Consider the following 23,223-nt stretch of genomic DNA (forward strand, 5'->3'; position numbering starts at 1 on the left):
TGTCTCGTCATTGGGATGCTGCGCCAGGGGCGATTCTTCACCGGATGGCGTCCGGCGCGGCCGGTGCGATCTTCAGGCCCCGCCCCGCGCGCGCCAGGTAGATGCCCGCCGCCATGATCAGCGCGATGCCGGCCATCGCGATCGCGTCGGGCGGCCGGCGGAACCAGAAGGTGCTGAAGGCCACGGCCAGCAGCAGCTGGAAGTAGTTGAGCGGCGCGAGCGTGGAAGCCTCCACGCGCTCGAAGGCGGCCAGCAGCAGCCATTGCGCCGCCGCGCTGCAGGCGCCGCCCGCGAGCAGCAGCGCCACGTCGCCCCAGGGCGGCTGCTGGGCCGGCAGGAAGAAGGGCGCGGGAAGCAGCGTGACGACGAAGCAGGCCAGCGCGGTCCAGGCGTACTGCACCGGCCCCGCGACCAGGCCCGCGAGCCGCCGCGTGAGCAGCTGGAAGATGGCATAGCAGACGGCGGCCACGGCCATCAGCACCGTGCCGAGCAGCGGCAGGTCGGCCCCCGGCCGCACGATCAGCAGCATGCCGCCGAAGCCGACCGTCACCGCCACCCAGCGGCTGCGCCGCACCTGCTCGCCCAGCAGCCACGGCGACAGCGCCACCATCAGGAGCGGCGCGGTGAAGTAGATGGCCGTGGCCTCGGCCAGCGGCATCCAGATCAGCGCGGTCATGAAGCAGGTGGCCACCGTCGCGAGCATCAGGCCGCGCAGCAGCAGCAGGGGCTTGTGCGGCGTGCGCCACATGCGCAGGTCGCCATGGCGCAGCAGCATCGCAAAGGCAATGCCGCTCACCGCGACATAGCGCATCACGTTGACGAAGGGCGCCGGGTAGAACTGCAGCATGTACTTGCAGAACGCGTCGTAGGAGGCAAAGGCCACCAGCGCGCAGAAGAACAGCGCCACGCCGGCGCGTCTGGAACCCGCCGGACGCAATGAGAGAGCCGTGGCGGCGGTGCTCATCGCGCGGCCTGGAAGCCCTGCAGGAAATTGTCGAGTGCGGGGCCGATGGCCTCGACCATGTAGCCGCCTTCCTGCACGATCACCGTGGGCAGCTTCAGCGCGCCGACGCGCTCGCCGATGTGGCGGTAGGCGTCGAGGTCGAGCTTCAGCACGCTGATGGGGTCGTCCTTGTAGCTGTCGAAGCCGAGCGCGAGCACCAGCGCCTTCGGCGCGAATTCGCGCAGCGCGGCCGCGCCTTCATCCACCGCCTGCAGGAACGCCGCGTTGTCCGCGCCGTGCGCGAGCGGCAGGTTCAGGTTGAAGCCTTCGCCCGCGCCCGTGCCGCGCTCGTGCGCGTAGCCGGTGTAGAACGGGTAGTAGCCCGAGGGATCGGCATGCGTCGACACGGTCAGCACGTCGCCGCGCGCATAGAAGATGTTCTGCGTGCCGTCGCCGTGGTGCGCATCGACGTCGAACACCGCCACGCGGCCGTGCCGCCCGCAGAGGCGCTGCGCTGCGATGGCGCTGTTGTTGATGTAGCAGAAGCCGCCCGTGCGGTCGCGGTGCGCGTGGTGGCCCGAGGGGCGGCACAGCGCGTAGGCCGCGTCGCCGCTTTCCAGCACCGCATCGGCGGCGGCCACCGCGGTGTGGGCCGAGCGCAGGATCGAGCGCCAGGTGTGCGGGCCGAGCGGGCACGAGAGGTCGCTGATGTAGTAGCCCGTGCGCGCCACCAGCGAGGGCGAAGGACAGGGCGCGCGCGCCACGCCCGGCGTGCCGTTGTAGTAGGGCGAGAGGTTCGGCAGCACCTCGATGCCGGGCTCCACGCCGGGCACCTTCAGTTCGCGCCACAGCGCGTAGGCGGTTTCCAGGTAATCGAGGTAGTCGGCGCTGTGCACGGCTTCGAGCGGCGCGCGGCCATAGTCCCGCGGCTCGGCCAGCGCAATGCCGCGCAGGGCCAGCGCGTCGCGCAGCGCATGCGCGCGGCTTGGCAGGTCGGTCGGCTTGCAGATGCGGCCCAGCCGCATGAACTGCTGCGGATCGTGCAGCAGCTGCTCGTCGGTGAAAAAGGCCTTCACGCGAAGCTTTCCTCGAAGATCGCCATGGCGCGGCCGAAGCGCGCGAACATGTCGTCGATCTGTTCGGCCGTGATGATGAGCGGCGGGCAGAAGGCGATGGAATCGCCCATCGCGCGCACGATGAGCCCCTGCGCCAGCGCGAGCTCGGCCAGGCGGGTGCCGGCCTTCTGCGCGGGATCGAAGGGCGTGCGCTTCGCGGGGTCGGCATACAGCTCGATGGCGCCGATGAGCCCCACGCCACGCACCTCGCCGACGTACCTGCGCCCGGCGTGGGCCTGCAGCCCCTTCTGGAATTGCGGCACCAGCGATTGCACGTGCGCGACGATGTTCTCGTCCTCATAGACCTTGAGCGTCTCGAGCGCGATGGCGCAGGCCACCGGATGGCCCGAGTAGGTGAAGCCGTGGCCGAAGGTGCCGATCTTTCCGCTGTTGGCGGCCACGGCCGCATGCACCTTCTCGTTGACCATCACGGCCGAGATCGGCACGTAGCCCGAGGACAGCGCCTTGGCCGCGGTCAGGATGTCGGGCCGGAGGCCGAAGGTGGTGGAGCCGAACATCTGGCCGGTGCGGCCGAAGCCGCAGATCACCTCGTCGGCGATCAGCAGCACCTCGTACTTCGCGAGCACCTTCTGGACCTTGTCGAAGTAGGTGGCCGGCGGCACCAGCACGCCGCCCGCGCCCATCACGGGTTCGGCGATGAAGGCGCCGACCGTCTCGGGGCCTTCGTCGAGGATGCGCTGCTCGAGCGCAGCGGCCAGCCGCGTCGCGAAGTCTTGCTCGCTCTCGCCGGCCTCGGCGTAGCGGAAATGGTGCGGGCAATCGACGTGCAGGATGCGGTCGATCGGCAGGTCGAAGTCGCGGTGGTTCGGCGCGAGGCCGCTCAGGCTCGCGGCCGCGACGGTGACGCCGTGGTACGCGTTGCGGCGCGCGATGATCTTCTTCTTTTCAGGCTTGCCGATGGCGTTGTGGTAGTACCAGACCAGCTTGACCGCCGAGTCGTTGGCCTCCGAACCCGAGTTGGCGAAGAACACCTTGGACATCGGCACCGGCGCCAGCGACAAGAGCTTTTCGGCCAGCGCGATCGCGGCCGGATTGGAGCGGCCGTTGAACGTGTGGTAGTACGGCAGCCCGTGCAGCGCCTCGCTGCCGGCCTTGGCCAGGCGTGCGTTGCTGAAGCCCAGCGAGGCGCACCACAGGCCCGACATTGCTTCGAGATAGCGGCGGCCCTGGTCGTCCTCCACGAAGATGCCGTCGCCGCGCTGGATCACCAGCGGGCCGAGCTGCGGATGGGTCGCGAGGTTGGTGAAGGGATGGAGATGCGCGGCGATGTCGTTGGCGGCGTTCTCCGCGTGCGTGCTGGCGTTCATGAAGTCGGTTCCGGTTTGTGGGGAGTTCAATAGCCGCGCGCCAGGTCGACCTGGTTGGCGGGCCGGCGGCCTTGCCGCAGCGACGCGAGGTTGTCGAGCGTCTGGCGCGCGATCACGAGGCTGTCGGTGCGCGTGGCGATGTGGGGCGTGACGAGGATGCGCGGGTCGCCCCAGAACGGATGGTCCGGCGGCAGCGGCTCCTGCGAGAACGCATCGAGGGTGGCCGCCGAGAGCTGGCCCGCATCGAGCGCCGGCTGCAGGTCGGCCTCGACCAGGTGGTCGCCGCGGCCGACGTTGATCAGGTGCGCGCCGCGCGGCAGCTTGGCGAACAGCGCGGCATCGAGAAAGCCGTGCGTCTCGGCGGTGAGCGGCAGCAGGCACACCAGCGTGTCGCAGCCCGCAAGGAATTCATCGAGCTGCGCGGCGCCGTGGAAGCCCTCGACGCCGGCCGGCAAGGCCTCTTTCGCGCTGCGGCTCCAGCCGCGCACCGGGTAGCCGATGGCGGCGAGCGCCTCGGCGCAGGCCATGCCCAGCGTGCCCAGGCCGGCAATGCCCACGCGATGGTGGCGCGGCGACACGATCGGCTGTTCCTCCCACCGGCGGGCGGCGGAACTCGCGACGTAGGCCCGCATGCCGCGATGCTGCTGCACCACGGCCCAGCAGACATAGGCCTTCATGCCGGCCGCCATGCCGGTGTCGACGATGCGGCACAGCGGCACCTGGCGCGGCAACTCTGCATCGGCCGTGATGTGCTCGATGCCCGCGGCCAGCGACTGCACGAGCCGCAGCTTCGGCATCCGGGCGAGCAGGCCGTGCGGCGGAAACCAGCACACGGCCGCTTCGATCTGGTCGAGCGCGCCGAGCTCTTCGCCCAGGCGCAGGTCGATGCCCGGATGGGCCTCGCGGAAAGCCACGGCAAGGTATTCCATGTCCAGCACCGCGCTCAGGATCGCCACGCAGGGCGCGCGTCCCTTGTCGTCCGTGGACGCCATCACGCGACCAATGCCTCGGCCGGCGACGCGGCGGACACCAGCCGCGGCACCGCCTCGATCAGCTTGCGCGTGTAGGCGTGCTTCGGATCGCCGAGCACCTTGTGCGTCTCGCCATATTCGACGACCTCGCCGCGCTGCATCACCGCGATGTGGTCGCACATCTGGCCGGCCACGCGCAGGTCGTGCGTGATGAAGACCATGGCGAGCTGGAACTGCTCGCGCACCTGCGCGAAGAGTTCGAGCACCTGCGCCTGCACCGACACGTCGAGCGCCGACACCGGCTCGTCGGCCACCAGCAGTTCGGGCTGCATGGCGAGCGCGCGCGCAATGCCGATGCGCTGGCGCTGCCCGCCCGAGAACTCGTGCGGATAGCGCTCGGCCGCGTCGGCGCCCAGGCCGACGAGCTTGAGCAGCTCCATCGCGCGCGCCATGGCTTCGGCCTTGCCCACGCCCTGCGCGATCGGTCCGCCCGCGATGGCCGCGCCCACGCGGTGGCGCGGGTTCAGCGAGGCGTACGGGTCCTGGAACACCATCTGGATCCTGCCCGCGGCCTCGCGCCGGAAGGCCGGGCCCTGCGACAGGCTGCGGCCCTTGAAGAGGATGCGGCCGCTGTCGAACGGCGAGAGCCCCACCAGGCAGCGGCCCACGCTCGACTTGCCCGAGCCCGATTCGCCGACCAGTCCCAGCGTTTCGCCGCGGCGCAGCTCGAAGCTGACGTTCTTCGCGGCCTGCACCGAGCGGCCGCGCTTGAAGAGGCCGTTGCCCGAGGTGTAGGTCTTGCACAGGTCCTGCACCTGCAGCACGCGCACGATCTCGCCGGTGGGGGTGTCGCGCTCGGCGTTGCCTGTGGGGATCGCGGCGATCAGCTTGCGCGTGTACGGGTGCTGCGGCGCATCGAGCACCTGGCGCACCGGCCCGGCCTCGACCACCTGGCCGGTCTGCATCACGACCACGTGGTCGGCAATCTCGGACACCACGCCGAAATCGTGCGTGATGAACAGCACCGCCGTGCCGCGGCGCTGCTGCAGCTCGCGGATCAGCGCGAGGATCTGCGCCTGCGTGGTCACGTCGAGCGCGGTGGTCGGTTCGTCGGCAATCAGCAGCACGGGCTCGAGCACCAGCGCGCAGGCGATCATCACGCGCTGGCGCTGGCCGCCCGAGAGGCGGAACGGATAGGCGTCGATCAGCAGCTCCGGATCGGGCAGGCCCACGTCGGCCAGCGCGGCCAGGATGCGCCGCCGCTTCTCGGCCGCGGGCACGCTGCCGTGCGCGTCGAAGACTTCGCCGATCTGCTCGCCGATGCGCATCACCGGGTTCAGCGCCGTCATCGGCTCCTGGAACACCATGCCGATGCGGCGTCCGCGCAGCTCGCGCATCTGCGGCTCGCTGAGCTGCAGCAAGTCGCGGCCCTCGAACAGGATCTGCCCGGCCACGGGTGCCACGTGCGGGCGCGGCAGCAGGCCCATCACGGCGTTGGCGATCATCGACTTGCCCGAGCCCGATTCGCCGACCACGCACAGCGTCTGGCCCGGCAGCACCGACAGCGTGGCGCCGTCGACAGCCAGCGCGCGGTCCGCGCCCCTGGGCAGGCGGATGCCCAGGCCGACGACGTCGAGCACCGGCTGCACCGGCTTCATGGGTGTGACGGTGGCGCTCATTTGCCCCTCCCGTCGAGCCGCGTGTTGAGCCCGTCGCTGAGGCCTTCGCCCACCAGGTTGAGCGCGAGCACGGTCAGCACGATGGCCAGGCCCGGGAACAGCGCCATCCACCAGGCCTGGCGCAGCACGGTGCGCGCCGCGCCCACCATGTAGCCCCAGCTCATCTGGTTCGGATCGCCCAGGCCGAGGAAGCTCAGGCTCGACTCCAGCAGGATGGCCGTGGCCGTCATGAGCGAGGCCATCACGATGATCGGCGACATGGCGTTGGGCAATATCTGCGTGAGGATGATGCGCGGCGTCGACTGGCCCGCGAGCAGCGCGGCCTGCACGAAGTCGCGCTGGCGCAGCGTGAGGAACTCGCTGCGCACCAGCCGCGCCACCGGCGGCCACGAGACGATGGCAATGGCCACCACGATCGAATTGACCGAGGGCTGGAAGATCGCCACCAGCACGATGGCGAGCGCGAAGCTCGGCACGGCCTGGAACAGCTCCGTGAAGCGCATCAGCGCCGCATCGATCCAGCCGCCGAAGTAGCCGGCAATGGCGCCGAGCGTCACGCCGATCAGCAGCGCCACCACGGTCGACACCAGCCCGATCAGGAGCGAGATGCGCGCGCCGTAGATCACGCCCGAGAGGATGTCGCGGCCCAGCGTGTCGGTGCCGAGCGCGAAGCCGGGCTCGGTCCACGGCCGCACGAACGGCTGCTCGACCATGTTCCATGGATCGTTGGTCGCGACCCATGGGCCGATGAGGGCCACCACGGCCACCAGCACCAGCACGGCCATGCCGAGCACGGCGCCCTTGTTGCGGCAGAAGCGCCGCCAGAATGGACTTTGCAGCAGGGTCATAGTTCGATCCGCGGATCGACCAGCGTGTAGACGAGGTCGGTGATGAGGTTGAACAGCACGGCCATGGCCGCGGTGACCAGGAAGGCGCCGAGCAGCAGGTTGTAGTCGCGCTGCAGCAGCGCGTCGAACATCAGGCGGCCGATGCCGGGCCAGGCGAACACGGTCTCCGTCAGCACCGCGCCGCCGATCATTCCGCCGGCCTGGATGCCCGCGAGCGTGACCACCGGCAGCAGCGCATTGCGCAGCACGTGCGCGCGCAGGATGCGCCCGGGCTTCACGCCCTTGGCGCGGGCGGTCTTCACGAAGTCCATCTGCGCCACCTCGAGCATGGCGGCGCGCGTCATGCGCGCATACACCGCCATGTAGAAGAGCGCGAGCGTCAGTGCCGGCAGCACCAGGTGGCCCGCGATGTCCCAGGCCAGCGCCAGGCCGGTGGCGCCGGAGCCCACGGTGCTGAAGCCGAAGCCCGGCAGCCAGTCGAGCTGCACCGTGAACACCAGCACCGCCATCAGCGCGAGCCAGTAGAGCGGCGTGGCATAGAAGATGAGCGCCACCACGGTGATCGAGCTGTCGACCCAGGTGCCGGCCCGCCGCGCGGCCAGCGCGCCCAGCGTGATGCCGAACAGCAGCGACAGCGCGAAGGCCGTGCCCGTGAGCAGCAGCGTGGCGGGCAGCCGGTCCATGATGAGCTTCAGCACCGGCTGCTGCTGCCGGTACGAGAAGCCCAGGTCGAGCCGCACCACCTTGCCGACGTAGGTGGCGAGCTGCGTGGTGATCGGCTGGTCGAGCCCGAACTGCGCGCGCAGCTGCGCCACGAACTGCGGATCGGACGCGCCCGCCTCGCCCGCCAGCACCGACACCGGATCACCCGGCGCCGCGCGCACCAGCATGAAGTTGACCGTGGCGATCAGCAGGATCGCCAGCAGGCCCTGCATCACGCGGCCCAGCATGAACTGCGTACGTTTCATCGGCGGCTCCTGTGAGGTGGCGTGCGCAGGCTGGCCGTCATGCGAGCGTTGCCGTACCGAGGCTGTCGTTCAGGCCGATGCCCGACGTGATCAGGTTGCCGAGCTTGGTGCGGTACAGCGTCGGGAAGTTGAGCTCATGCAGCCAGGCCACGGGCACTTCGTCGAGCAGGATCTTCTGCACCTGCAGGTAGATGGCCTTGCGCTTCTCGGGGTCGGCTTCTTTGGCGCCGGCGTCGAACAGCTCGTCCACCTTCGGGTTCGAGTAGCCCTCGACGTTGTTGAAGGGCGAGCCCTTGGCGATGTTGCTGGTGGTGTAGTTGCGCGCCACGCCGAGCGCCGGGTCGCCGTACTGGTAGACGTAGGTGAAGGCGAGGTCGTAGTCCCACTCGTTGAGCTTCTGGTTCCAGCCGGCCACGTCGGTGGCCACCAGCTCGACCTTGATGCCGGCCTGCGCGAGATTCTGGCGCAGGATCTCGGCCGAGCGCGCCCAGGTCTCGCCGTAGGGCAGCGGCAGCAGGCGCAGCGTCTCGCCCTTGTAGCCGGCTTCTTCGAGCAGCTTCTTGGCGGTGGCCACGTTGCGCGGGTACTTGGCGACGTCGGTGCTGTGGAACTTGATGTTGCTGTTGAACGGACCGGTGGCCGGCTTGGCAAAGCCCTGCCAGGCGATCTTGGCCATGGCCTCGCGGTCGATCGCGTACATCACGGCCTGGCGGAACTTGACCTTGTCCATCGGCGCCTTGCGGTTGTTGAGCCACAGCCACGAATGCGGTGCGAAGAACTCCCAGCCCTTGGTGGTGACCGCCGCGCCCGGCAGCTTGGAAAGCCGCAGCACGTCGAAGTATTCGACCGCGCCGCCGGGCACCAGGTCGACCTTGCCCGACTCGAAGGCCGCCGCGCGCGAGGCTGCGTCGGGAATGACGTGGAAGTACACGCTCTCGACCAGCGGCACGTCCTTGACGTGGTACTTGTCGTTGGCCGCGAGCTGGATGTACGAGCCCTTGACCCACTCCTTGAACTTGAACGGCCCGGTGCCGATGGGCGTGGCGTTGGCCGGGTTGGTGGCGAAGTCGGTGCCTTCGTAGATGTGCTTCGGGATCATCGGCATGCTGCCGACCTCGAAGATGCCGATGAAGGGGCCGAAGGGGTACTTGAGCTTGAACTCGACCGTGAGCGGATCGATGGCCTTGATGCTTTCCACCGCCGCCAGGTTGGCGCGCAGCCGCGCATGCGTCTTGCGCAGGAACACGTCGGCCGAGAACACCACGTCGGCCGAGGTGAAGGGCTTGCCGTCGTGCCACGTGACGCCGGGCTTGAGCTTGAAGGTGTAGAGCGTGCCTTCCTTGTTGACGGTCCACGAGGTGGCCAGCGAGGGCAGCGGGTTGATCTTCTCGTCGTAGCGCAGCAGGCCTTCGTAGATGTTGCCCGAGATCATCTGCGTGGGGCCGTTCTGCGTGATGCCCAGCATCAGGCCCGGCGGCTCCGGCTGCACCACGGCGTTGATCACGCCGCCCTTCTTGCCCTGCGCCAGCAGGTGCAGCGGGACACCCGCCAGCGTCAATCCGGCGGCCGAGGCGGCGCCCATCTGGATGAGGTTGCGACGTTTCATGTGCGGAAACTCCTTGTGGCTCTGTGCGAGCGGGTGGGGACGAGGAAACGGGAACGGAAGAACGCGGGCGCCGCGCGCGGCGCCAGGTTCAGTCGCGGTACGAGGTGGCGGGAAGCGGATCGATGCGCTGCAGCAGGGCGCGCCATTCGCGCGCGTTCGGATCGGGCTGGCCCGGCTGGCGCACGCTGTCGCCGCTTTCGTACTGCTGCGCGGTCTTCTCGCAGACTTCGGCCGGCACCGGATGCACCGGCAGGCCGCTCGACTGGATCGCCACCTGCACACGGCAGGCGCGCTCCAGGTTGAGCATCAGGATGAAGGCCTCCGACACCGTGCGCCCGAGCGTGACCAGGCCGTGGTTGCGCAGGATCAGCGCACGCGCCGTCGGACCCAGGTCGGCCACCAGGCGCTCGCGCTCGTCGGCGTCCAGCGCGATGCCCTCGAAGTCGTGATAGACCACCCGGTTGTAGAACTGCAGCGCCCACTGGTTGCACGGCTGCAGCCCGGCGGCCAGCGACGACACCGCCACGCCCGCCACCGTGTGCGTGTGCAGCACGCAGGCCGCGTCGTGGCGCGCCGAATGCACCGCGCTGTGGATGGTGAAGCCGGCCGGGTTCACGTCCCAGGGCGAGTCGTCGAGGATGCGGCCGTCCAGGTCGATCTTCACCAGCGACGAGGCCGTGATGTCCCTGAACAGCATGCCGAAGGGGTTGATCAGGAACTGGTCCTCGGTGCCCGGCACGCGCGCGGAGATGTGCGTGTAGATGCTGTCGTCCATGCCGTAGTGCGCCACCAGGCGGTAGGCGGCGGCCAGGTCTTCGCGCACCTGGCGCTCGGCTTCGGAAACGGGTGGGGCCTTGCGGCCCACTGCCTGCAATTGCATGTCGCGTTCCTTTTTCAGGCCCGGCGGGAAGCCGCCGGCGCCATGTTCGGGTTCATCGGATCGACTGTGCGAGCTGTCGACAGTCAACCGACGACAGTCTTAAGCAATATGCAGGCCCGCGTGATGGGGTAAGCCCTTGGTGGGGCGGCCGGAAGCGCGCAAAGCCGCGCCGGCAAAGGGCAGGCGGCAGGAAAAACGCCGCGCGCACCGGGGAAAGTGCGCGCGGCGCGTGGGGCCGGACGGTGCCTTTGGGGCGGGATGGCTGCGCCATGAAGGCGCCGGCTGCACCAGGGTGTAGCGCTGAAACGCAGCTCAGCGCAGGCGGCCTTCCTCGCGCAGCCGCGCCCCGATGCGGCGGATCTCGGCCTCGCCCTGGTCGAGCGCCGCCTGGCTGGTGTGCACCGAGTAGTGGCCCATCACCAGTTCATGCGGATGCTTCACGGCCGAGCCCAGCACGAAGGACGTGTCGCCATGGGCCACGAAGCCGATGGCCGCGCCCGATTCCTCGAACACCGCCAGCTCGCCGGCGGCGACCGGTTCGCCGCCGCCTACATCGAGCCGGCCCGCATCGACCGCGATCCAGCCCACCGTGTGGCCGGCGGGCGGCGTGTAGCGCCAGTGTTCGCCGTCCTTCAGCTGCACGGCCAGATAGTTGATCGGCGCCGGGGCCGGAATGGGGCTTTGCGCCGCGCCATGGCGCCCGAGCAGTACGCGCGCCGGCCCTTCCCGCGGCACCTGCGAGGGCGCGAGGTAGATGCTTTGCGCCCGCGCGTTCTCTTCCGAGGCCGGCAGGGCCACCCAGAGCTGGAAGCCCTGCACGCGCTTGGTGCCCGGCGCAGGCGCACCGTCGTGCCACACGCCGTTGCCGGCGCGCATCCACTCGACGCCGCCGGCCGGCAGCACGCCCTGTTCGCCGGTCGTGTCTTCGTACCGCGTGTCGCCTTCCATCAGCCAGGTCAGCGTGGCAATGCCCGAATGCGGATGCATGCCGAAGCCCTTGCGGCCGCCCGAGGTGTCGAAGCCGAAAAGGTCGAGGAACACGAAAGGCTTGAGGAATTCGCCCAGGTCGCCCGGGCTCATGAGCCGCGTGATCGGCCCGTGCTGCGAGCCGCGCGTGCGGTAGACGATGGCGCGGGCTTCGGTGGTGGTGGCAACGGCAGTTGTCATTGGAGGGTCCTTAACCGATGGAAGAAGAAAGATCAGGCTGCCCTGCCCGCCGGCACGGGCCGCAGGCGCCAGGCCACGAAGGCCGACAGCAGCAGGAGCACCATGGCCGGCACGGGGCTGCCGCCGATCAGCACAAGGTGCGTGGCCACGGCGCCGGCCATGGTCGCGGTCAGCAGCAGGCCGCCGATGAAGCCGGTTGCCGGCACCAGCAGCAGCACCGCGCCGCCGACCTCGACCACGCCCGTCAGGTAGCGGAACCACTGGCCGAAGCCGACCGCCTCGAACACCTGGACCATCTGCGGCAAGCCGGCCAGCTTGGCGAGGCCGGCGGCACCGAAGGCCAGCGCGAGAAGAATGCGAGCGCCCCAGACGATGCGGCGCTGGATCGGGGAAGTGGAGGATGAGGAAGTCATGGGCACAAGGTTAGGGCCGCACCCATTGATCAACTAGACGGCAGAATCGGATTGCACTCATCCATCAGAAGAAGGAATCACCGCCATGCTCGATCTCAACGACATCGCCATGTTCGTGCAGGTGGTGCGTCACGGCAGCTTTGCCGGGGCGGCGCGCCGGCTGGGCCTGCCGCCCAACACCGTGAGCCGGCGCGTCCAGCAGCTCGAGGCGCAACTGGGCACGCGGCTGATGCAGCGCTCCACCCGCAAGCTCACGCTCACCAGCGCGGGCCAGGCCTTTCACGAGCGCTGCGCGGGCGCGGTCGACGGGCTGGCCGAGGCCGGGCAGGAGCTGATCACCGGCAGCCAGCAGCCCAGCGGCCTGGTGCGCGTGGCGGCGACGGCCGATTTCTTCGATTTCTTCCCGATGGAATGGGTGGCCGACTTCCTGGCTGCGCATCCGCTGGTGCGCATCGACTTCGTGCTCAGCGACGCCAGGGCCGACCTGATCGCCGAGCAGATCGACATCGCATTCCGCGGCGGCGCGCTGCCCGACTCCGGCTACGTCGGCCGCCAGCTGCTGGGCGCCCGGACCGACGGCATGGTGGCGAGCCCCGCCTACATCGCCGCGCGCGGCGCGCCCGCCAGCTTGCAGGACCTGGCGAACCACGACTGCGTCACCTCGCCCCATCCGAGCGGCCGCACCCTCTGGCGCCTGGCCGGCCCCGGCGGCGCGGAGGAAGAAGTGCAGGTCGCGGGCCGCTTCAGCGGCAACACCGCGCAGGCGCTGCGCAAGGCCGCGCTCGCCGGCCTGGGCGTCGCGCTGTTGCCGCCCACCATGGCCAGGCTCGACCTGGAGGCCGGCCGGCTGGTCCCGGTGCTGCCGCAGTACCAGCGCACGGGGCAGGGGCTGAGCGTGCTCTATCCGAGCCGCAAGCACCTGCCGCTGGCGGTGTCGGCGTTCATCGCGATGGTGATGGAGAAGCTCAGTACGGTGGAGGCGTTGCCGGAGATGTTGCGGGCGGCGCGGGCCCCGTCCCGCTGAGCGATCGATTTCCACAGAAAATGCCCCCATGAAAATCGAAAAAGACACCGTCGTCACCCTCAAGTACAAGGTCGCCGACGCCCAGGGCAAGCTCATCGAGGCCAGCCCCGAGCCGATGGCCTACCTGCATGGCGGCTACGAGAACACGCTGCCCAAGATCGAGGAAGCACTCGATGGCAAGGAAAAAGGCTTCCAGACCACGCTGAACCTCGCACCCGAAGACGCCTTCGGCCTGCGCGACGAGTCACTGGTGCGCAGCATCCCCAAGTCCGAATTCCCGCCGGGCGTGAAGGTGGGCGGGCAACTGCAGGGGCGGCTCGACGACGGACGCGAGCACCTCTTCACGGTGATGAAGATCAAGGGCCCGGTCGTGCTGCTCGACGGCAACCATCCGTGGGCGGGCAAGGCGCTGAAGTTCAGCCTCCAGGTGACGGACGTGCGCGCGGCGCTGCCGGTGGAGATCGAGCATCGGCACGTGCATGGTGCGCATGGGCACCATCACTGATCCTTCCGGATCAGCTCTCTAATTCCTCTTTTTCCAGAACCGCGGCGCCTTCCCGATCCTGCCCAGCGCCTTGCGGCAGGCCTTCGCGCCCGCCGCACGGCGCGCGCTGAACCAGCCGACGGCAAACCATGCGCGGGCATCGCGCGCGGTGGCTTCGCGGTAGAGCGCGAGCGCCACGGCTTCGTCGTTGAATTCGCCGAGCGCGTCCTGCGCGGGGCGCAGGCGCTTCAGGTAGCGCTCGGCGGGCGATGACTTTTCGTCTTCATCATTCCCATCGGCGAACAGCGGCGCCACGAATTCGGCCAGGTAGCGCAGGCGCTTGAGCCGCTTGCGCGTGCGGTGCTGGTCCTCGGCCGACAGCGATTCGAAGCGGCGGCCGTCGCGCACCGCCTGCCGATGCAGCCTCTTCAGGCGCTTGCGCAGATGGCGGCGCGCCTCGGTGGCGCCGAGCGGCGCTGACGCGGGCTGCCCGGCGCCTTCGGCACTGGCGTGTGGCGCGGCCGTCGCCGCGGTGAAGCCGATCAGCGAAACCAGCACCGACTGGAACGCGGGCGCTCGCACCACTTCGCCGGGCGACGGCGCTTCGGCCGCCGCATCGTCGCCAGCCAAGGGATCGAACTCCGGCGCCCCCGCGTCGCGCAGTTGGGGCTGCGCCAGCTTCACGACCTGCTCGCGGTCGCGCAGGGCGCCGAGCGCGCGGAAGGCCTCGACCAGCGGCGGCTCCCATTCGGCGCCGTTGAAAAGATCGGTGCGCGGGTCGAGCCCCGCGAGTTCGCGCAGCGCGGTGCGCAGGCGCCGGATGCCGATGCGCAGCTGGTGGATCTGCTCTTCATCCGTGCTGCCCGCGGCGATCTCGCTCGCGTTGGGCAGCATCTGCGCCAGGCAGGACGCGACTACGGCCTGCTGGATGGCGCGGCCGTCGAGCTTGCCTTTCTCGCCGGCAAAGCGCGGCGTCTCGGCCTTCACGGCCGGCACCACGTCGAGCTTCGCGAGCAGGCGCGCGCCGCGCTCGGCCTTGGACACGGTGCTGAACCACAGGCCGTGCTGCTGCGACCAGCGGCGCGCGAGCGCGACCAGGCCCCGCACGCCGCCGCGCTTGAGTTCGAGCTCCAGCTCGCACACGGGCGATTCGCGCTCGTCGGGCGTGCCCGCATGGGCGATGACCTTGCCGACATCGAGCGCCAGCTCCACCACGGCCGCGCCGTCGCCCGTGGTGCGCACGTCGCGCGTGAGCCGCACGATGTCGGTGGACTGCCGTTCGACCAGCGGGGCGCCGCTCGCGGCCAGCACCTTGGCAAGCCGCTCGCCCACGGGCGTGCCGTGGTGGCGCTGCGGGTCAATGGCCGGCGCGGCGCGGCTGGCCGCCGCGGCGCCCAGGTCGACGTTGTGTTCGAGCCGATGCAGCGCGTTGTCCCCGGTGGCCTTGGCGGTCTGCACCCAGCGCCGCCCCTCCTTGCGCAGGCGCAGCACGATGCCCTCGGCGGCCAGCGCCTGGTCGGCGGTGTCGAAGTAGCGCGCCTGCAGCCGGGTACGCACGACGCTGCCGCGCCGCATGGCGGCTTCCACGGCTTTCAGGCGCTGTGCGGGAACATGAAACTTGAACTCGATTTCCATGCCGGCCATGATGCCCGGTCTTTCTCCGCACGCCATGCGGGCACTGTCGCTGGAATGGACAAGCAGCAGAAAGGCACACACCATGACCGCCCTCGACCCCACCACCCTCCTGGCCGCCGGGGCCGCACGGTCGGCCAAGGCGCTGGCCGCCAGGCAAGTGAGCGCGGTCGACTTGTGCGAAGCCGCCATCGCCCGCATCGAGGCGCTCGACGGCCCGCTCAACGCGGTGGTGGTACGCGACTTCGACCGCGCGCGCCGCCAGGCCGCCGAAGCCGACGCGGCGCTCGCGCGCGGCGAGCGCCGGCCGCTGCTGGGCGTGCCGATGACGGTGAAGGAGGCCTTCAACGTCGCCGGCCTGCCGACCAGCTGGGGCCTGCCGCAGTACCGCGATTTCGTGCCGCAGCAGGACGCCGTCGCCGTGGCACGCCTCAAGGCGGCAGGCGCGGTGATTCTCGGCAAGACCAACGTGCCGCCGGCGCTGGCCGACTGGCAGTGCGACAACCCGGTGTATGGCCGGACGGTGCACCCGCTCGATGCCAGGCGCACGCCGGGCGGTTCCTCGGGTGGCGGCGCAGCGGCGGTGGCCACCGGCATGGTGGCGCTGGAGCTGGGCTCCGACCTCACGGGCTCGCTGCGCGTTCCCGCGAGCTTTTGCGGCGTGTACGCGCACAAGCCGAGCGAGGGCCTGCTGCCGACGCGCGGCTTTGCATTTCCGGGCACCGAGGAGGCGCCGGCCGCGCTGCCCTCGGTGATCGGGCCGATCGGCCACGGCGCGGACGACCTCTCGCTGGCGCTCGATGTGCTGGCCGGGCCCGATGCGGCCCACGTGGCGCAGGGCCGCTTCATGCTGCCGGCGGCGCGCCATTCGGCGGCGAAGGACTGGCGCGTGCTGGTGGTCAGCGCGCATCCGCAGGCCGCGGTGGCGGCCGATGTGCGCGCCGCCGTCGAAGGCGCCGGGCAGCGGCTGGCGAAGGCCGGCGCCTCGGTCGCCCAAGCCTCGGACCTGCTGCCCGACCTGGCCGAGGTCGGCGACACCTACGGCCAGATCGTGCAGACCGTGCTCGCGCATGCCGAGCCCGGCGGCCGTTCGCCGATGCGGCTGCGCACCTGGTTCGACCTGCTGGCCACGCGCACGCGCATCCGGGCGCAGCTGCGCACGCTGTTCATGCAATTCGACGCCGTGCTGTGCCCGGCGGCGGGCTGCGCGGCCTTTGAACACGTGACCGAGCCTGATTTCGAGAAGCGCACGCTCACTATCGATGGAAAGCCCACACGCTATGACGCACTGGCCGCCTGGTCGGGGCTCGCGAGCCTGGGCGGCCTGCCCGCCACGGTCGCTCCCGTGGGCTTCACAGCCGGTGGATTGCCGCTGGGCGTGCAGATCGTCGGCCCGTATTTCGAGGACCGCAGCACCCTCGCGCTGGCCGGGCTGCTGGCAAAAAGTGCCCTCCGATAAAAATAATGTGGACACCGTACATTTTCTTTGCTATCTTTTGTGGACGGCGTACACAACACGCCGGCAAACCTCCGATCCACTCTTCATCAACATAGGAAGACAACCATGGCCAACAAGCAGATCTTCGTGAACCTCGCCGTCAAGAACCTCGACAAGTCCAAGGCTTTCTTTGCCGCGCTGGGCTACACCTTCAACGAGAAGTTCACCGACGCCAACGCCGCCTGCATGGTGATCCAGGAAGGCAGCATCCACGCCATGCTGCTGGTGGAAGACTTCTTCAAGACCTTCACGAGCAAGAGCCTGGCCGACACCAGCAAGAGCACCGAGGTGCTGCTGTGCCTCTCGTGCGAAAGCCGCGCCGAGGTCGACGAGATGGTGGCCAAGGCGGTGGCCGCGGGCGGCACGGTGCCGCGCGAGCCGCAGGACTACGGCTTCATGTACGGCCACGGCTTCCAGGACCTCGACGGCCATCTGTGGGAGCTGATGTACATGGACCCGAACGCCGAAGTGACCCATCAGAACGCCTGATGCTGCGCTGCTGACGCACAAGAACGATGCCCATCGTTCCATATGCGCTCCTCACTGTTGCGCGGAAGGCCCCTTCCCTGAAGCGGGTGCGCCCCGATATTCCACAAAGCAGCGCCGCCGCGCATTCAGCGGCGGCGCACCCAACCGAAAGGAATACCGAGGTGTCCAGCAACAACGACAGCAGCAGCCATATCGAGGAAGGCCGCAGCCCCGTGCTGCAGGTGAGCCCGCTCGGCTTCCCGTGGCAGACGATCGATCCGTTCCTGTTCTGCGTCTATCACGACGACGCCTACCCGAAGGCCAACGCGCAGATGGGGCCCGCGGCGCCGCTCGCGGGGCGCCAGATCGGCCAGGACTTCAGCCGCAAGGACGGCTGGAGCATGTACCACGGCGACACGGTGCCGGGCTTTCCCTCGCATCCGCACCGCGGCTTCGAGACGGTGACCATCGTGCGCAAGGGGCTGATCGACCATTCCGATTCGCTGGGCGCCACCGCGCGCTTCGGCGGCGGCGACGTGCAGTGGCTCACAGCCGGCAAGGGCATCGTGCATTCGGAGATGTTTCCGCTGCTCGATGCGAACGCGCCGAATCCGCTGGAGCTGTTCCAGATCTGGCTCAACCTGCCGGCCAGAAGCAAGATGGCCGAGCCGCACTTCACGATGTTCTGGTCGGAATCCATTCCGCACTTTGCGTCCGACGATGCGGCGGGCGGCCGCACCGAGGTCGCGGTGATCGCGGGCCGCTTCGGCGGCACCGCCGCGGACGGCGGAACGGCGCCGATCCATCCGCTCGCGCCGCCGCCGGATTCCTGGGCCGCGCAGGCCGATGCCGACGTGGCGATCTGGACGCTCAACATGACGCCCGGCGCGCAATGGACGCTGCCGGCCGCCGCGGGCGATGGCACGCGGCGCATGCTGTACTTCTTCAAGGGCGCGGTGGCGACCATCGCAGGCCGGCGCGTGGAAGGCCCGGCCGCCATCGAACTGCGCGCCGACACGGCCGTCGAACTGCGCAATGGCGATGAAGAGCCGGGCGAATTCCTGCTGCTGCAGGGCCGCCCCATTGCCGAGCCGGTGGTGCAATACGGTCCGTTCGTGATGAACACGCAGGCCGAGATCAGCCAGACGCTGGCCGACTACCGCCGCACGCAGTTCGGTGGCTGGCCCTGGAGCGATCCGGCACCGGTGCATGGCCGCGATGCGGCGCGTTTTGCGCGGCACCCCGGCGGGCGCGAGGAAAAGCCGGCGGCCTGAGCCACGCGGCCCCGCGGTCTCAAAGCGCCTTGAGGATCTCGGTCGCAGGTGCGGTCATGCTGGGCACGAACTCGATCACGTGCGTGCTGGCCGCGCCGTTCTGCACGAAGGGGTCGCGTGCGAGCACGGCCTCGAGCTCTGCCCGGTCGCCCGAGCGCGCGAAGATCACGCCGCCCTTGCGCGGCACCTGCCGGCCCGAGGCCAGGAACAGACCACTTTGGTAGTGCTTTCGCAGCCACGCCATGTGCCCATCCATCAATACATCGAGCTCTTCAAGCGGACGGATGTAGGTGAGGGTGACGATGAACATGGCAGGGGCGGCAAGTGGATCGGAAGGCTCCGATCGTATGGCCTGGAACGCGGCCATCTCATGACCAGAAGTAACGGAGTGATCCAGGTTTTACGGCTTTCTGATACCGTCTTTTTCGTTGCCCCCAGCTGCAAAGGAGAGTCGCCCATGCCGCTTCACCCACCGGGCCTTGTGCCGCCCAGCTTCGTACCGCCGTACCTGCTGGACCGGCTGGCGCAACATGCCGGTGCGCATGCCAGCGCGAAGGCGGCGCAGACGCTGATGATCGACCGCCAGCACCGCGGGCTGCGCGAGGCGGTGGCCGGGCAGGGCGTGTCGTCGGGCCCCGCGCCCAGCTACCTGCGGCGGGGGTCGCCCGCGCGCGCCATCCACGACGCGGAACACACCATGGCCCTGCCGGGCCGGCTGGTGCGCGCCGAAGGGCAGGCCGCCACCGGCGACATCGCCGCCGACGAGGCCTACGACTACCTGGGCGCCACCTACCGCCTGTATCACGACATCTTCGAGCGCGATTCCATCGATGGCGCGGGCATGCCGCTCACGGGCAGCGTGCACTACGGCAACGACTACGACAACGCCTTCTGGAACGGCAGGCAGATGGTGTTCGGCGACGGCGACGGCGAGATCATGAACCGCTTCACCATCGCGGTGGACATCATCGGCCACGAGCTCACGCACGGCGTGATCGACCACGAGGCGGGCCTGGTCTACCAGGGGCAGCCGGGCGCGCTCAACGAATCGATCTGCGACGTGTTCGGCGCGCTGGTCAAGCAGCACCTGCGGAAGCAGACGGCCCAGCAGGCCGACTGGCTGGTGGGCGCGGGGCTCTTCACCGACAAGGTGAAGGCGCGCGCACTGCGCTCGATGGCCGAGCCCGGCACGGCCTACGACGACCCGGTGCTCGGCAAGGACCCGCAGCCTGCCCACATGAAAGACTTTGTCGACACGCGGCAGGACAATGGCGGCGTGCACATCAATTCCGGCATTCCGAACCGCGCCTTCCATCTTGCTGCCACCGCCATCCAGGGCCCGGCATGGGAGACGGCCGGCCGCGTCTGGTACGACACGGTGTGTGACCGGCGGCTGCGCCGGGACGCCGATTTCCTGGCCTTCGCACAGCTCAGCGTGGAAAATGCGGCCAGGCGCTTCGGCGCCGGCAGCGCGGCGCACAAGGCCGTTGGCGCCGCATGGAACACCGTGGGAGTCACACCATCATGATTCAGCTTCCGCCCCTGGACCAGGCCTCCGTCGTGCGCCTGACGCGCGAGGGCGGCGTGGCCTACGTGCCGGGCCTGTCGCGCCCGCGCAGCTACCAGCTTGGCAACTGCAGCGAGGAATTGCGCCAGCAGATCGGCGAAGCGCTGCAAAGCGCCGCGCCGCACGCGGAGCCGCGCGGCGGCCCCGGTTCGCCGGGCGGCGACCAGCGCTTCTACCGCGTGGAGGTCGTGGTGGAAAGCGCCACTTCCCATTCGGGCTCGGTCAGCTTCGAGGTGCCCGAGAACGAAGCGCCCGAGTCGCTGGTGCACCTGTGGAAGGACGCGGCCGAGCGCTAAAGATACAAGGCTTCGTCTTCACCAAATCAAGGGCCGCCGAGCACCGTCGACGCCACCAGCCACACGTTGGCCGAGCTGATCACGCCGAACAGCCCCCAGGCCAGCAGCTTGACCAGCCTGCCGTTGGCAAAGCCGCCCATCAGCGCGCGGCTGCTCGTGAAGCGGATCAGCGGCCACATCGCGAACGGCAGCTGGAAGCTCAGCACCACCTGGCTCAGCACCAGCATCTTGCCCACGCCGCCATCGCCGAACCACCAGACCCCCAGGAACGCCGGCCCGAGCGCCAGCCCCCGCGTGATCAGGCGGCGCTGCCAGCACGGGATCTTCAGGTCGAGAAAACCTTCCATGATGATCTGGCCCGCGATGGTGCCGGTGAAGGTCGAGCTCTGGCCCGAGGCCAGGAGCGCAATGCCGAACAGCGTGGCCGCCACCGCGCTGCCCACGATGGGCTCGATGAGCCGGTAGGCGTCGTCGATCTCGGTCACCTCCACATGGCCGGTGCTGTGGAAGGCGCTGGCCGCCAGCACCATGATGGCCGCGTTGACCAAAAGCGCGAGCGAGAGCGAGAACACCGCGTCGAAGGTGCAGAAGCGCACTGCCTCGCGCCGCGCCGCATCGCTGTCGGCCACCAGCCGGGTCTGCACGATGGACGAATGCAGGTACAGGTTGTGCGGCATCACGGTGGCGCCGACCACGCCGATCGCGAGGTACAGCGCGCCCGGCTGCTGCAGCCGCTCGAAGCTGGGCGCGAAGCCCATCGCCACGCCGAACCAGTTGGGCTGCGACATCGCGAGCTCCACCACGAAGCAGCCCGCGATGGTGCCCACCAGCCCGAGCACGATCGCCTCGACGCGGCGGAAGCCCGCGCCCTGGAGCCCCAGCACGAGCAGCGTGTCGAACGCGGTGATGCCGATGCCGACCGGGATCGAGACGCCGAACAGCAGGTGCAATGCGAGCGCGCTGCCCAGCACCTCGGCCAGGTCGCAGGCCACGATGGCCAGCTCCGCGCCCAGCCAGAGGAAGCGGCTCACGCGCGGCGAATAGTGCTCGCGGCAGGCGCGCGCCAGGTCTTTCTGCGCCACCAGCCCGAGCCGCACGCACAGCGTCTGCAGCAGCATCGCCGCGAGGCTCGCGAGCAGCACCACGAAGAGCAGGCCATAGCCGAAGCGCGACCCGGCCTCGATGTCGGTCGCCCAGTTGCCCGGGTCCATGTAGCCCACCGACACCAAGAGGCCGGGCCCCGCGTAGCGCAGCAGCTTCTTGCCGAAGGGCAGGTCCTGCGGGACCGCCACGCTACCCTTGACTTCAGAGGGACAGAACGGTGCGGTGGCCGTGCGGGGCAGGGGAAAGAACATGCGGGCGATGATAGGGTCGCGCGCGGGACCGCTGGCCGGGCGGCCGGTCTTTTAGATTCGACGGTCCCATTCCACACACATGCAACAACGGAGCTTTTTTCCATGATCCACGTCGTCGCCGTCATCACCGCCAAGCCGGGCCAGCGCGCCAGCCTGCTCGAAGCCTTTGCCGCCAACCGCGCGGCCGTGCTGGCCGAGGAGGGTTGCATCGAATACGGCGCCACGGTCGACGCCGCGGGCGTGCCTGCATCGAAGGCCAGCTTCGGGCCCGACACCTTCGTGGTGATCGAGAAATGGGAAACGCTGGCGCACCTGCAGGCCCACGCGGTGGCGCCGCACATGGCGGCCCACGGGGCGAAGACGAAGGAGCTGGTCCAGAGCAAGCTGATCCACGTGCTCGAGCCGGTCTGACGCGGCCGGTTTACGTCATGTTACTGTCGCGCCTCCAAACAACTCTGGAGGAGAAGAAACATGGCAAACAACCGCCTGCTCGGCGTTGTCCTCTGTGCGCTCGCCGTCCTGGCGACGGGTTGCGCATCGCCCAAGGCACCGCCCTACGCGCCGGACTACGCCGCGCTTGACCAGCTCAAGGCCTCGAAGCCTTCCACCGTCGCAGTGGTGAAGGTCGAGCCGACCGACCCCAACGCGCCCGTCAACAGGATCTCGCTGCGCGGAACCCGGCTGGATTCGCCCAGCGGCACCTTTGCCAAGTATCTCGAGGAAGCGCTGGTGCGCGACCTGAAGGAAGTCTCCGCATTCGATGCCAAGTCGCGCACGCGGCTCGATGCCCGGATCCTGGCCAACGACGTCAGCGTGGGGAACATCTCCACCGGCACGGGCGTGATGGAAGTGCAGATCGAGGTCACGCGCGAAGGCGTGCAGCGGCTGAAGAAGACCTACAAGGCCGACATCAGCTTCGAGTCCAGCTTCGCGGGCATGGTGGCCATTCCGGCCGGGCAGACGGCCTATCCGACGCTCGTTCGCGCGCTGCTGAAAAAGGTCTACACCGACCCGCAGTTCGCCGCCGCCATCGGCTCCTGACGCCACCCGTTCGAAAAAAAAGGAAGACCAACATGTCCTTTTCCGGAACCGTCCGCATTGCGCTGGCGCTGGCCTTCGCCGCGGTGCTCGCAGGTTGCGCACACCCCATCTCGCTCAGCACCGAGGCGGCGCCGCCACAGCGCGTCGACACCTACCTGGTGCCGAAGAAGGTGGCCTATGCCATGAGCGATGCCGAGCGCGGCAAGCAGGCCATCACCCCCGGCGGCGGCGGCGACCGCATCAGCTACTACCCGTACCGCGACCTGGAAAAATCGATCCGCGATGCGCTTCGCGCGGTCTACCAGGACGTGGTCGTCATCCCCTCGGCGGCCGATGCCAGTGCCGTCAAGGCGTCGGGGGCAGCCTATGTGTTCACGCCGGCGATCACGACCAGTTCCAGCTCCTCGTCGGTCCTCACCTGGCCACCCACGGAGTTCACCACCGAGATCGCCTGCACCGTGACCGATCCGGCCGGCGCGGAAATCACGCGGGTCAAGGCGACCGGCCGGGGTGCCGCGGAGTTCAGCGAGTTCAAGCACGACCTCGCGCTCTCCGCCAAGCGCGCATCGGCCGAGGTGGCGAACCAGCTGGCCAGCGAGATCCGCAGGAACGAGAAGCTGCGCTGAACCGCCCGGTGCCACGTCCATGAAAAAACGCGCCCGAGGG

General features: G+C 69.2%; 24 protein-coding genes. 10 read left to right on the plus strand and 14 right to left on the minus strand.

Features of this window, described 5'->3' with window-relative positions:
* Positions 1-37: 37 nt before the first annotated feature.
* The 11 genes from ACAM54_RS25625 to ACAM54_RS25675 form a co-directional block, all read right to left on the minus strand.
* Complete coding sequence (locus ACAM54_RS25625) at positions 38-964, minus strand: DMT family transporter (protein ID WP_369649348.1); 927 nt, start codon at positions 962-964, stop codon at positions 38-40.
* Positions 961-2,019 (minus strand): histone deacetylase family protein, encoded by a 1,059-nt coding sequence (locus ACAM54_RS25630; protein WP_369649349.1) that lies wholly within the window; start codon positions 2,017-2,019, stop codon positions 961-963. The genes ACAM54_RS25625 and ACAM54_RS25630 overlap by 4 nt, the downstream gene beginning before the upstream one ends.
* Positions 2,016-3,386 carry an aspartate aminotransferase family protein gene (locus ACAM54_RS25635; RefSeq protein ID WP_369649350.1) on the minus strand — a complete coding sequence of 457 codons (1,371 nt, stop codon included), beginning with the start codon at positions 3,384-3,386 and terminating at the stop codon, positions 2,016-2,018. The genes ACAM54_RS25630 and ACAM54_RS25635 overlap by 4 nt, the downstream gene beginning before the upstream one ends.
* A gap of 26 nt (positions 3,387-3,412) precedes the next feature.
* Positions 3,413-4,378, minus strand: coding sequence for a 2-hydroxyacid dehydrogenase (locus ACAM54_RS25640; RefSeq protein WP_369649351.1), 966 nt, complete (start codon positions 4,376-4,378; stop codon positions 3,413-3,415).
* Complete coding sequence (locus ACAM54_RS25645; protein ID WP_369649352.1) at positions 4,378-6,036, minus strand: ABC transporter ATP-binding protein; 1,659 nt, start codon at positions 6,034-6,036, stop codon at positions 4,378-4,380. Before ACAM54_RS25645 ends, ACAM54_RS25640 begins: the two co-directional genes overlap by 1 nt.
* A complete protein-coding gene (locus ACAM54_RS25650) occupies positions 6,033-6,884 on the minus strand; it encodes an ABC transporter permease (protein ID WP_369649353.1) in 852 nt (283 codons plus the stop codon). Before ACAM54_RS25650 ends, ACAM54_RS25645 begins: the two co-directional genes overlap by 4 nt.
* On the minus strand, positions 6,881-7,852 hold the full coding sequence (locus ACAM54_RS25655) for an ABC transporter permease (RefSeq protein WP_021013118.1): 972 nt from the start codon (positions 7,850-7,852) through the stop codon (positions 6,881-6,883). The genes ACAM54_RS25650 and ACAM54_RS25655 overlap by 4 nt, the downstream gene beginning before the upstream one ends.
* 37 nt (positions 7,853-7,889) lie before the next feature.
* Positions 7,890-9,458 carry an ABC transporter substrate-binding protein gene (locus ACAM54_RS25660; protein WP_369649354.1) on the minus strand — a complete coding sequence of 523 codons (1,569 nt, stop codon included), beginning with the start codon at positions 9,456-9,458 and terminating at the stop codon, positions 7,890-7,892.
* An 88-nt stretch (positions 9,459-9,546) separates the two neighbouring features.
* A complete protein-coding gene (locus ACAM54_RS25665) occupies positions 9,547-10,338 on the minus strand; it encodes a class II aldolase/adducin family protein (RefSeq protein WP_369649355.1) in 792 nt (263 codons plus the stop codon).
* Positions 10,339-10,650: 312 nt separating this feature from the next.
* Entirely contained in the window at positions 10,651-11,505 is an 855-nt protein-coding gene (locus ACAM54_RS25670) for a pirin family protein (protein WP_369649356.1), read from the minus strand.
* 32 nt (positions 11,506-11,537) lie between these two features.
* Positions 11,538-11,918 carry a DoxX family protein gene (locus ACAM54_RS25675; RefSeq protein ID WP_369649357.1) on the minus strand — a complete coding sequence of 127 codons (381 nt, stop codon included), beginning with the start codon at positions 11,916-11,918 and terminating at the stop codon, positions 11,538-11,540.
* Between the two features lie 85 nt (positions 11,919-12,003).
* Here ACAM54_RS25675 and ACAM54_RS25680 point away from each other — a divergent pair, with 85 nt between their 5' ends.
* Positions 12,004-12,942, plus strand: coding sequence for a LysR family transcriptional regulator (locus ACAM54_RS25680; protein ID WP_369649358.1), 939 nt, complete (start codon positions 12,004-12,006; stop codon positions 12,940-12,942).
* Between the two features lie 28 nt (positions 12,943-12,970).
* Positions 12,971-13,447 carry a peptidylprolyl isomerase gene (locus ACAM54_RS25685; RefSeq protein WP_369649359.1) on the plus strand — a complete coding sequence of 159 codons (477 nt, stop codon included), beginning with the start codon at positions 12,971-12,973 and terminating at the stop codon, positions 13,445-13,447.
* 18 nt (positions 13,448-13,465) lie between these two features.
* On the opposite strand, the gene ACAM54_RS25690 is transcribed toward ACAM54_RS25685, so the two are convergent.
* Positions 13,466-15,070, minus strand: coding sequence for a CHAD domain-containing protein (locus tag ACAM54_RS25690; protein WP_369649360.1), 1,605 nt, complete (start codon positions 15,068-15,070; stop codon positions 13,466-13,468).
* A gap of 73 nt (positions 15,071-15,143) precedes the next feature.
* Between ACAM54_RS25690 and ACAM54_RS25695 the strand changes: the two genes are divergently transcribed.
* The 3 genes from ACAM54_RS25695 (at position 15,144) to ACAM54_RS25705 (ending at position 18,298) form a co-directional block, all read left to right on the plus strand.
* Entirely contained in the window at positions 15,144-16,517 is a 1,374-nt protein-coding gene (locus tag ACAM54_RS25695; RefSeq protein ID WP_369649361.1) for an amidase family protein, read from the plus strand.
* A gap of 105 nt (positions 16,518-16,622) precedes the next feature.
* Positions 16,623-17,045 (plus strand): VOC family protein, encoded by a 423-nt coding sequence (locus ACAM54_RS25700; protein ID WP_015867988.1) that lies wholly within the window; start codon positions 16,623-16,625, stop codon positions 17,043-17,045.
* A gap of 77 nt (positions 17,046-17,122) precedes the next feature.
* Positions 17,123-18,298 carry a pirin family protein gene (locus ACAM54_RS25705; protein WP_369651016.1) on the plus strand — a complete coding sequence of 392 codons (1,176 nt, stop codon included), beginning with the start codon at positions 17,123-17,125 and terminating at the stop codon, positions 18,296-18,298.
* A 19-nt stretch (positions 18,299-18,317) separates the two neighbouring features.
* Here the strand turns inward: ACAM54_RS25705 and ACAM54_RS25710 are convergent, their stop codons facing one another.
* A complete protein-coding gene (locus ACAM54_RS25710) occupies positions 18,318-18,608 on the minus strand; it encodes a YciI family protein (RefSeq protein ID WP_215248273.1) in 291 nt (96 codons plus the stop codon).
* Between the two features lie 147 nt (positions 18,609-18,755).
* Here ACAM54_RS25710 and ACAM54_RS25715 point away from each other — a divergent pair, with 147 nt between their 5' ends.
* Both ACAM54_RS25715 and ACAM54_RS25720 read left to right on the plus strand, forming a co-directional pair.
* Positions 18,756-19,826 (plus strand): M4 family metallopeptidase, encoded by a 1,071-nt coding sequence (locus tag ACAM54_RS25715; protein ID WP_369649362.1) that lies wholly within the window; start codon positions 18,756-18,758, stop codon positions 19,824-19,826.
* Entirely contained in the window at positions 19,823-20,161 is a 339-nt protein-coding gene (locus tag ACAM54_RS25720) for a protealysin inhibitor emfourin (protein WP_145739009.1), read from the plus strand. The genes ACAM54_RS25715 and ACAM54_RS25720 overlap by 4 nt, the downstream gene beginning before the upstream one ends.
* 26 nt (positions 20,162-20,187) lie before the next feature.
* On the opposite strand, the gene ACAM54_RS25725 is transcribed toward ACAM54_RS25720, so the two are convergent.
* On the minus strand, positions 20,188-21,516 hold the full coding sequence (locus tag ACAM54_RS25725) for an Nramp family divalent metal transporter (protein ID WP_307698263.1): 1,329 nt from the start codon (positions 21,514-21,516) through the stop codon (positions 20,188-20,190).
* Between the two features lie 102 nt (positions 21,517-21,618).
* On the opposite strand from ACAM54_RS25725, the gene ACAM54_RS25730 reads away from it, so the two are divergent.
* Genes ACAM54_RS25730 through ACAM54_RS25740 form a run of 3 tightly spaced genes read left to right on the plus strand, consistent with a single transcriptional unit; the run spans position 21,619 to position 23,183 of the window.
* On the plus strand, positions 21,619-21,927 hold the full coding sequence (locus ACAM54_RS25730) for a putative quinol monooxygenase (protein ID WP_015867994.1): 309 nt from the start codon (positions 21,619-21,621) through the stop codon (positions 21,925-21,927).
* A gap of 60 nt (positions 21,928-21,987) precedes the next feature.
* On the plus strand, positions 21,988-22,557 hold the full coding sequence (locus tag ACAM54_RS25735) for a hypothetical protein (protein ID WP_145739005.1): 570 nt from the start codon (positions 21,988-21,990) through the stop codon (positions 22,555-22,557).
* A 32-nt stretch (positions 22,558-22,589) separates the two neighbouring features.
* Entirely contained in the window at positions 22,590-23,183 is a 594-nt protein-coding gene (locus ACAM54_RS25740) for a hypothetical protein (protein WP_145739004.1), read from the plus strand.
* Positions 23,184-23,223 lie beyond the last annotated feature (40 nt).

This window comes from Variovorax sp. V93 (genome assembly GCF_041154485.1).
GTDB lineage: Bacteria > Pseudomonadota > Gammaproteobacteria > Burkholderiales > Burkholderiaceae_C > Variovorax > Variovorax beijingensis_A.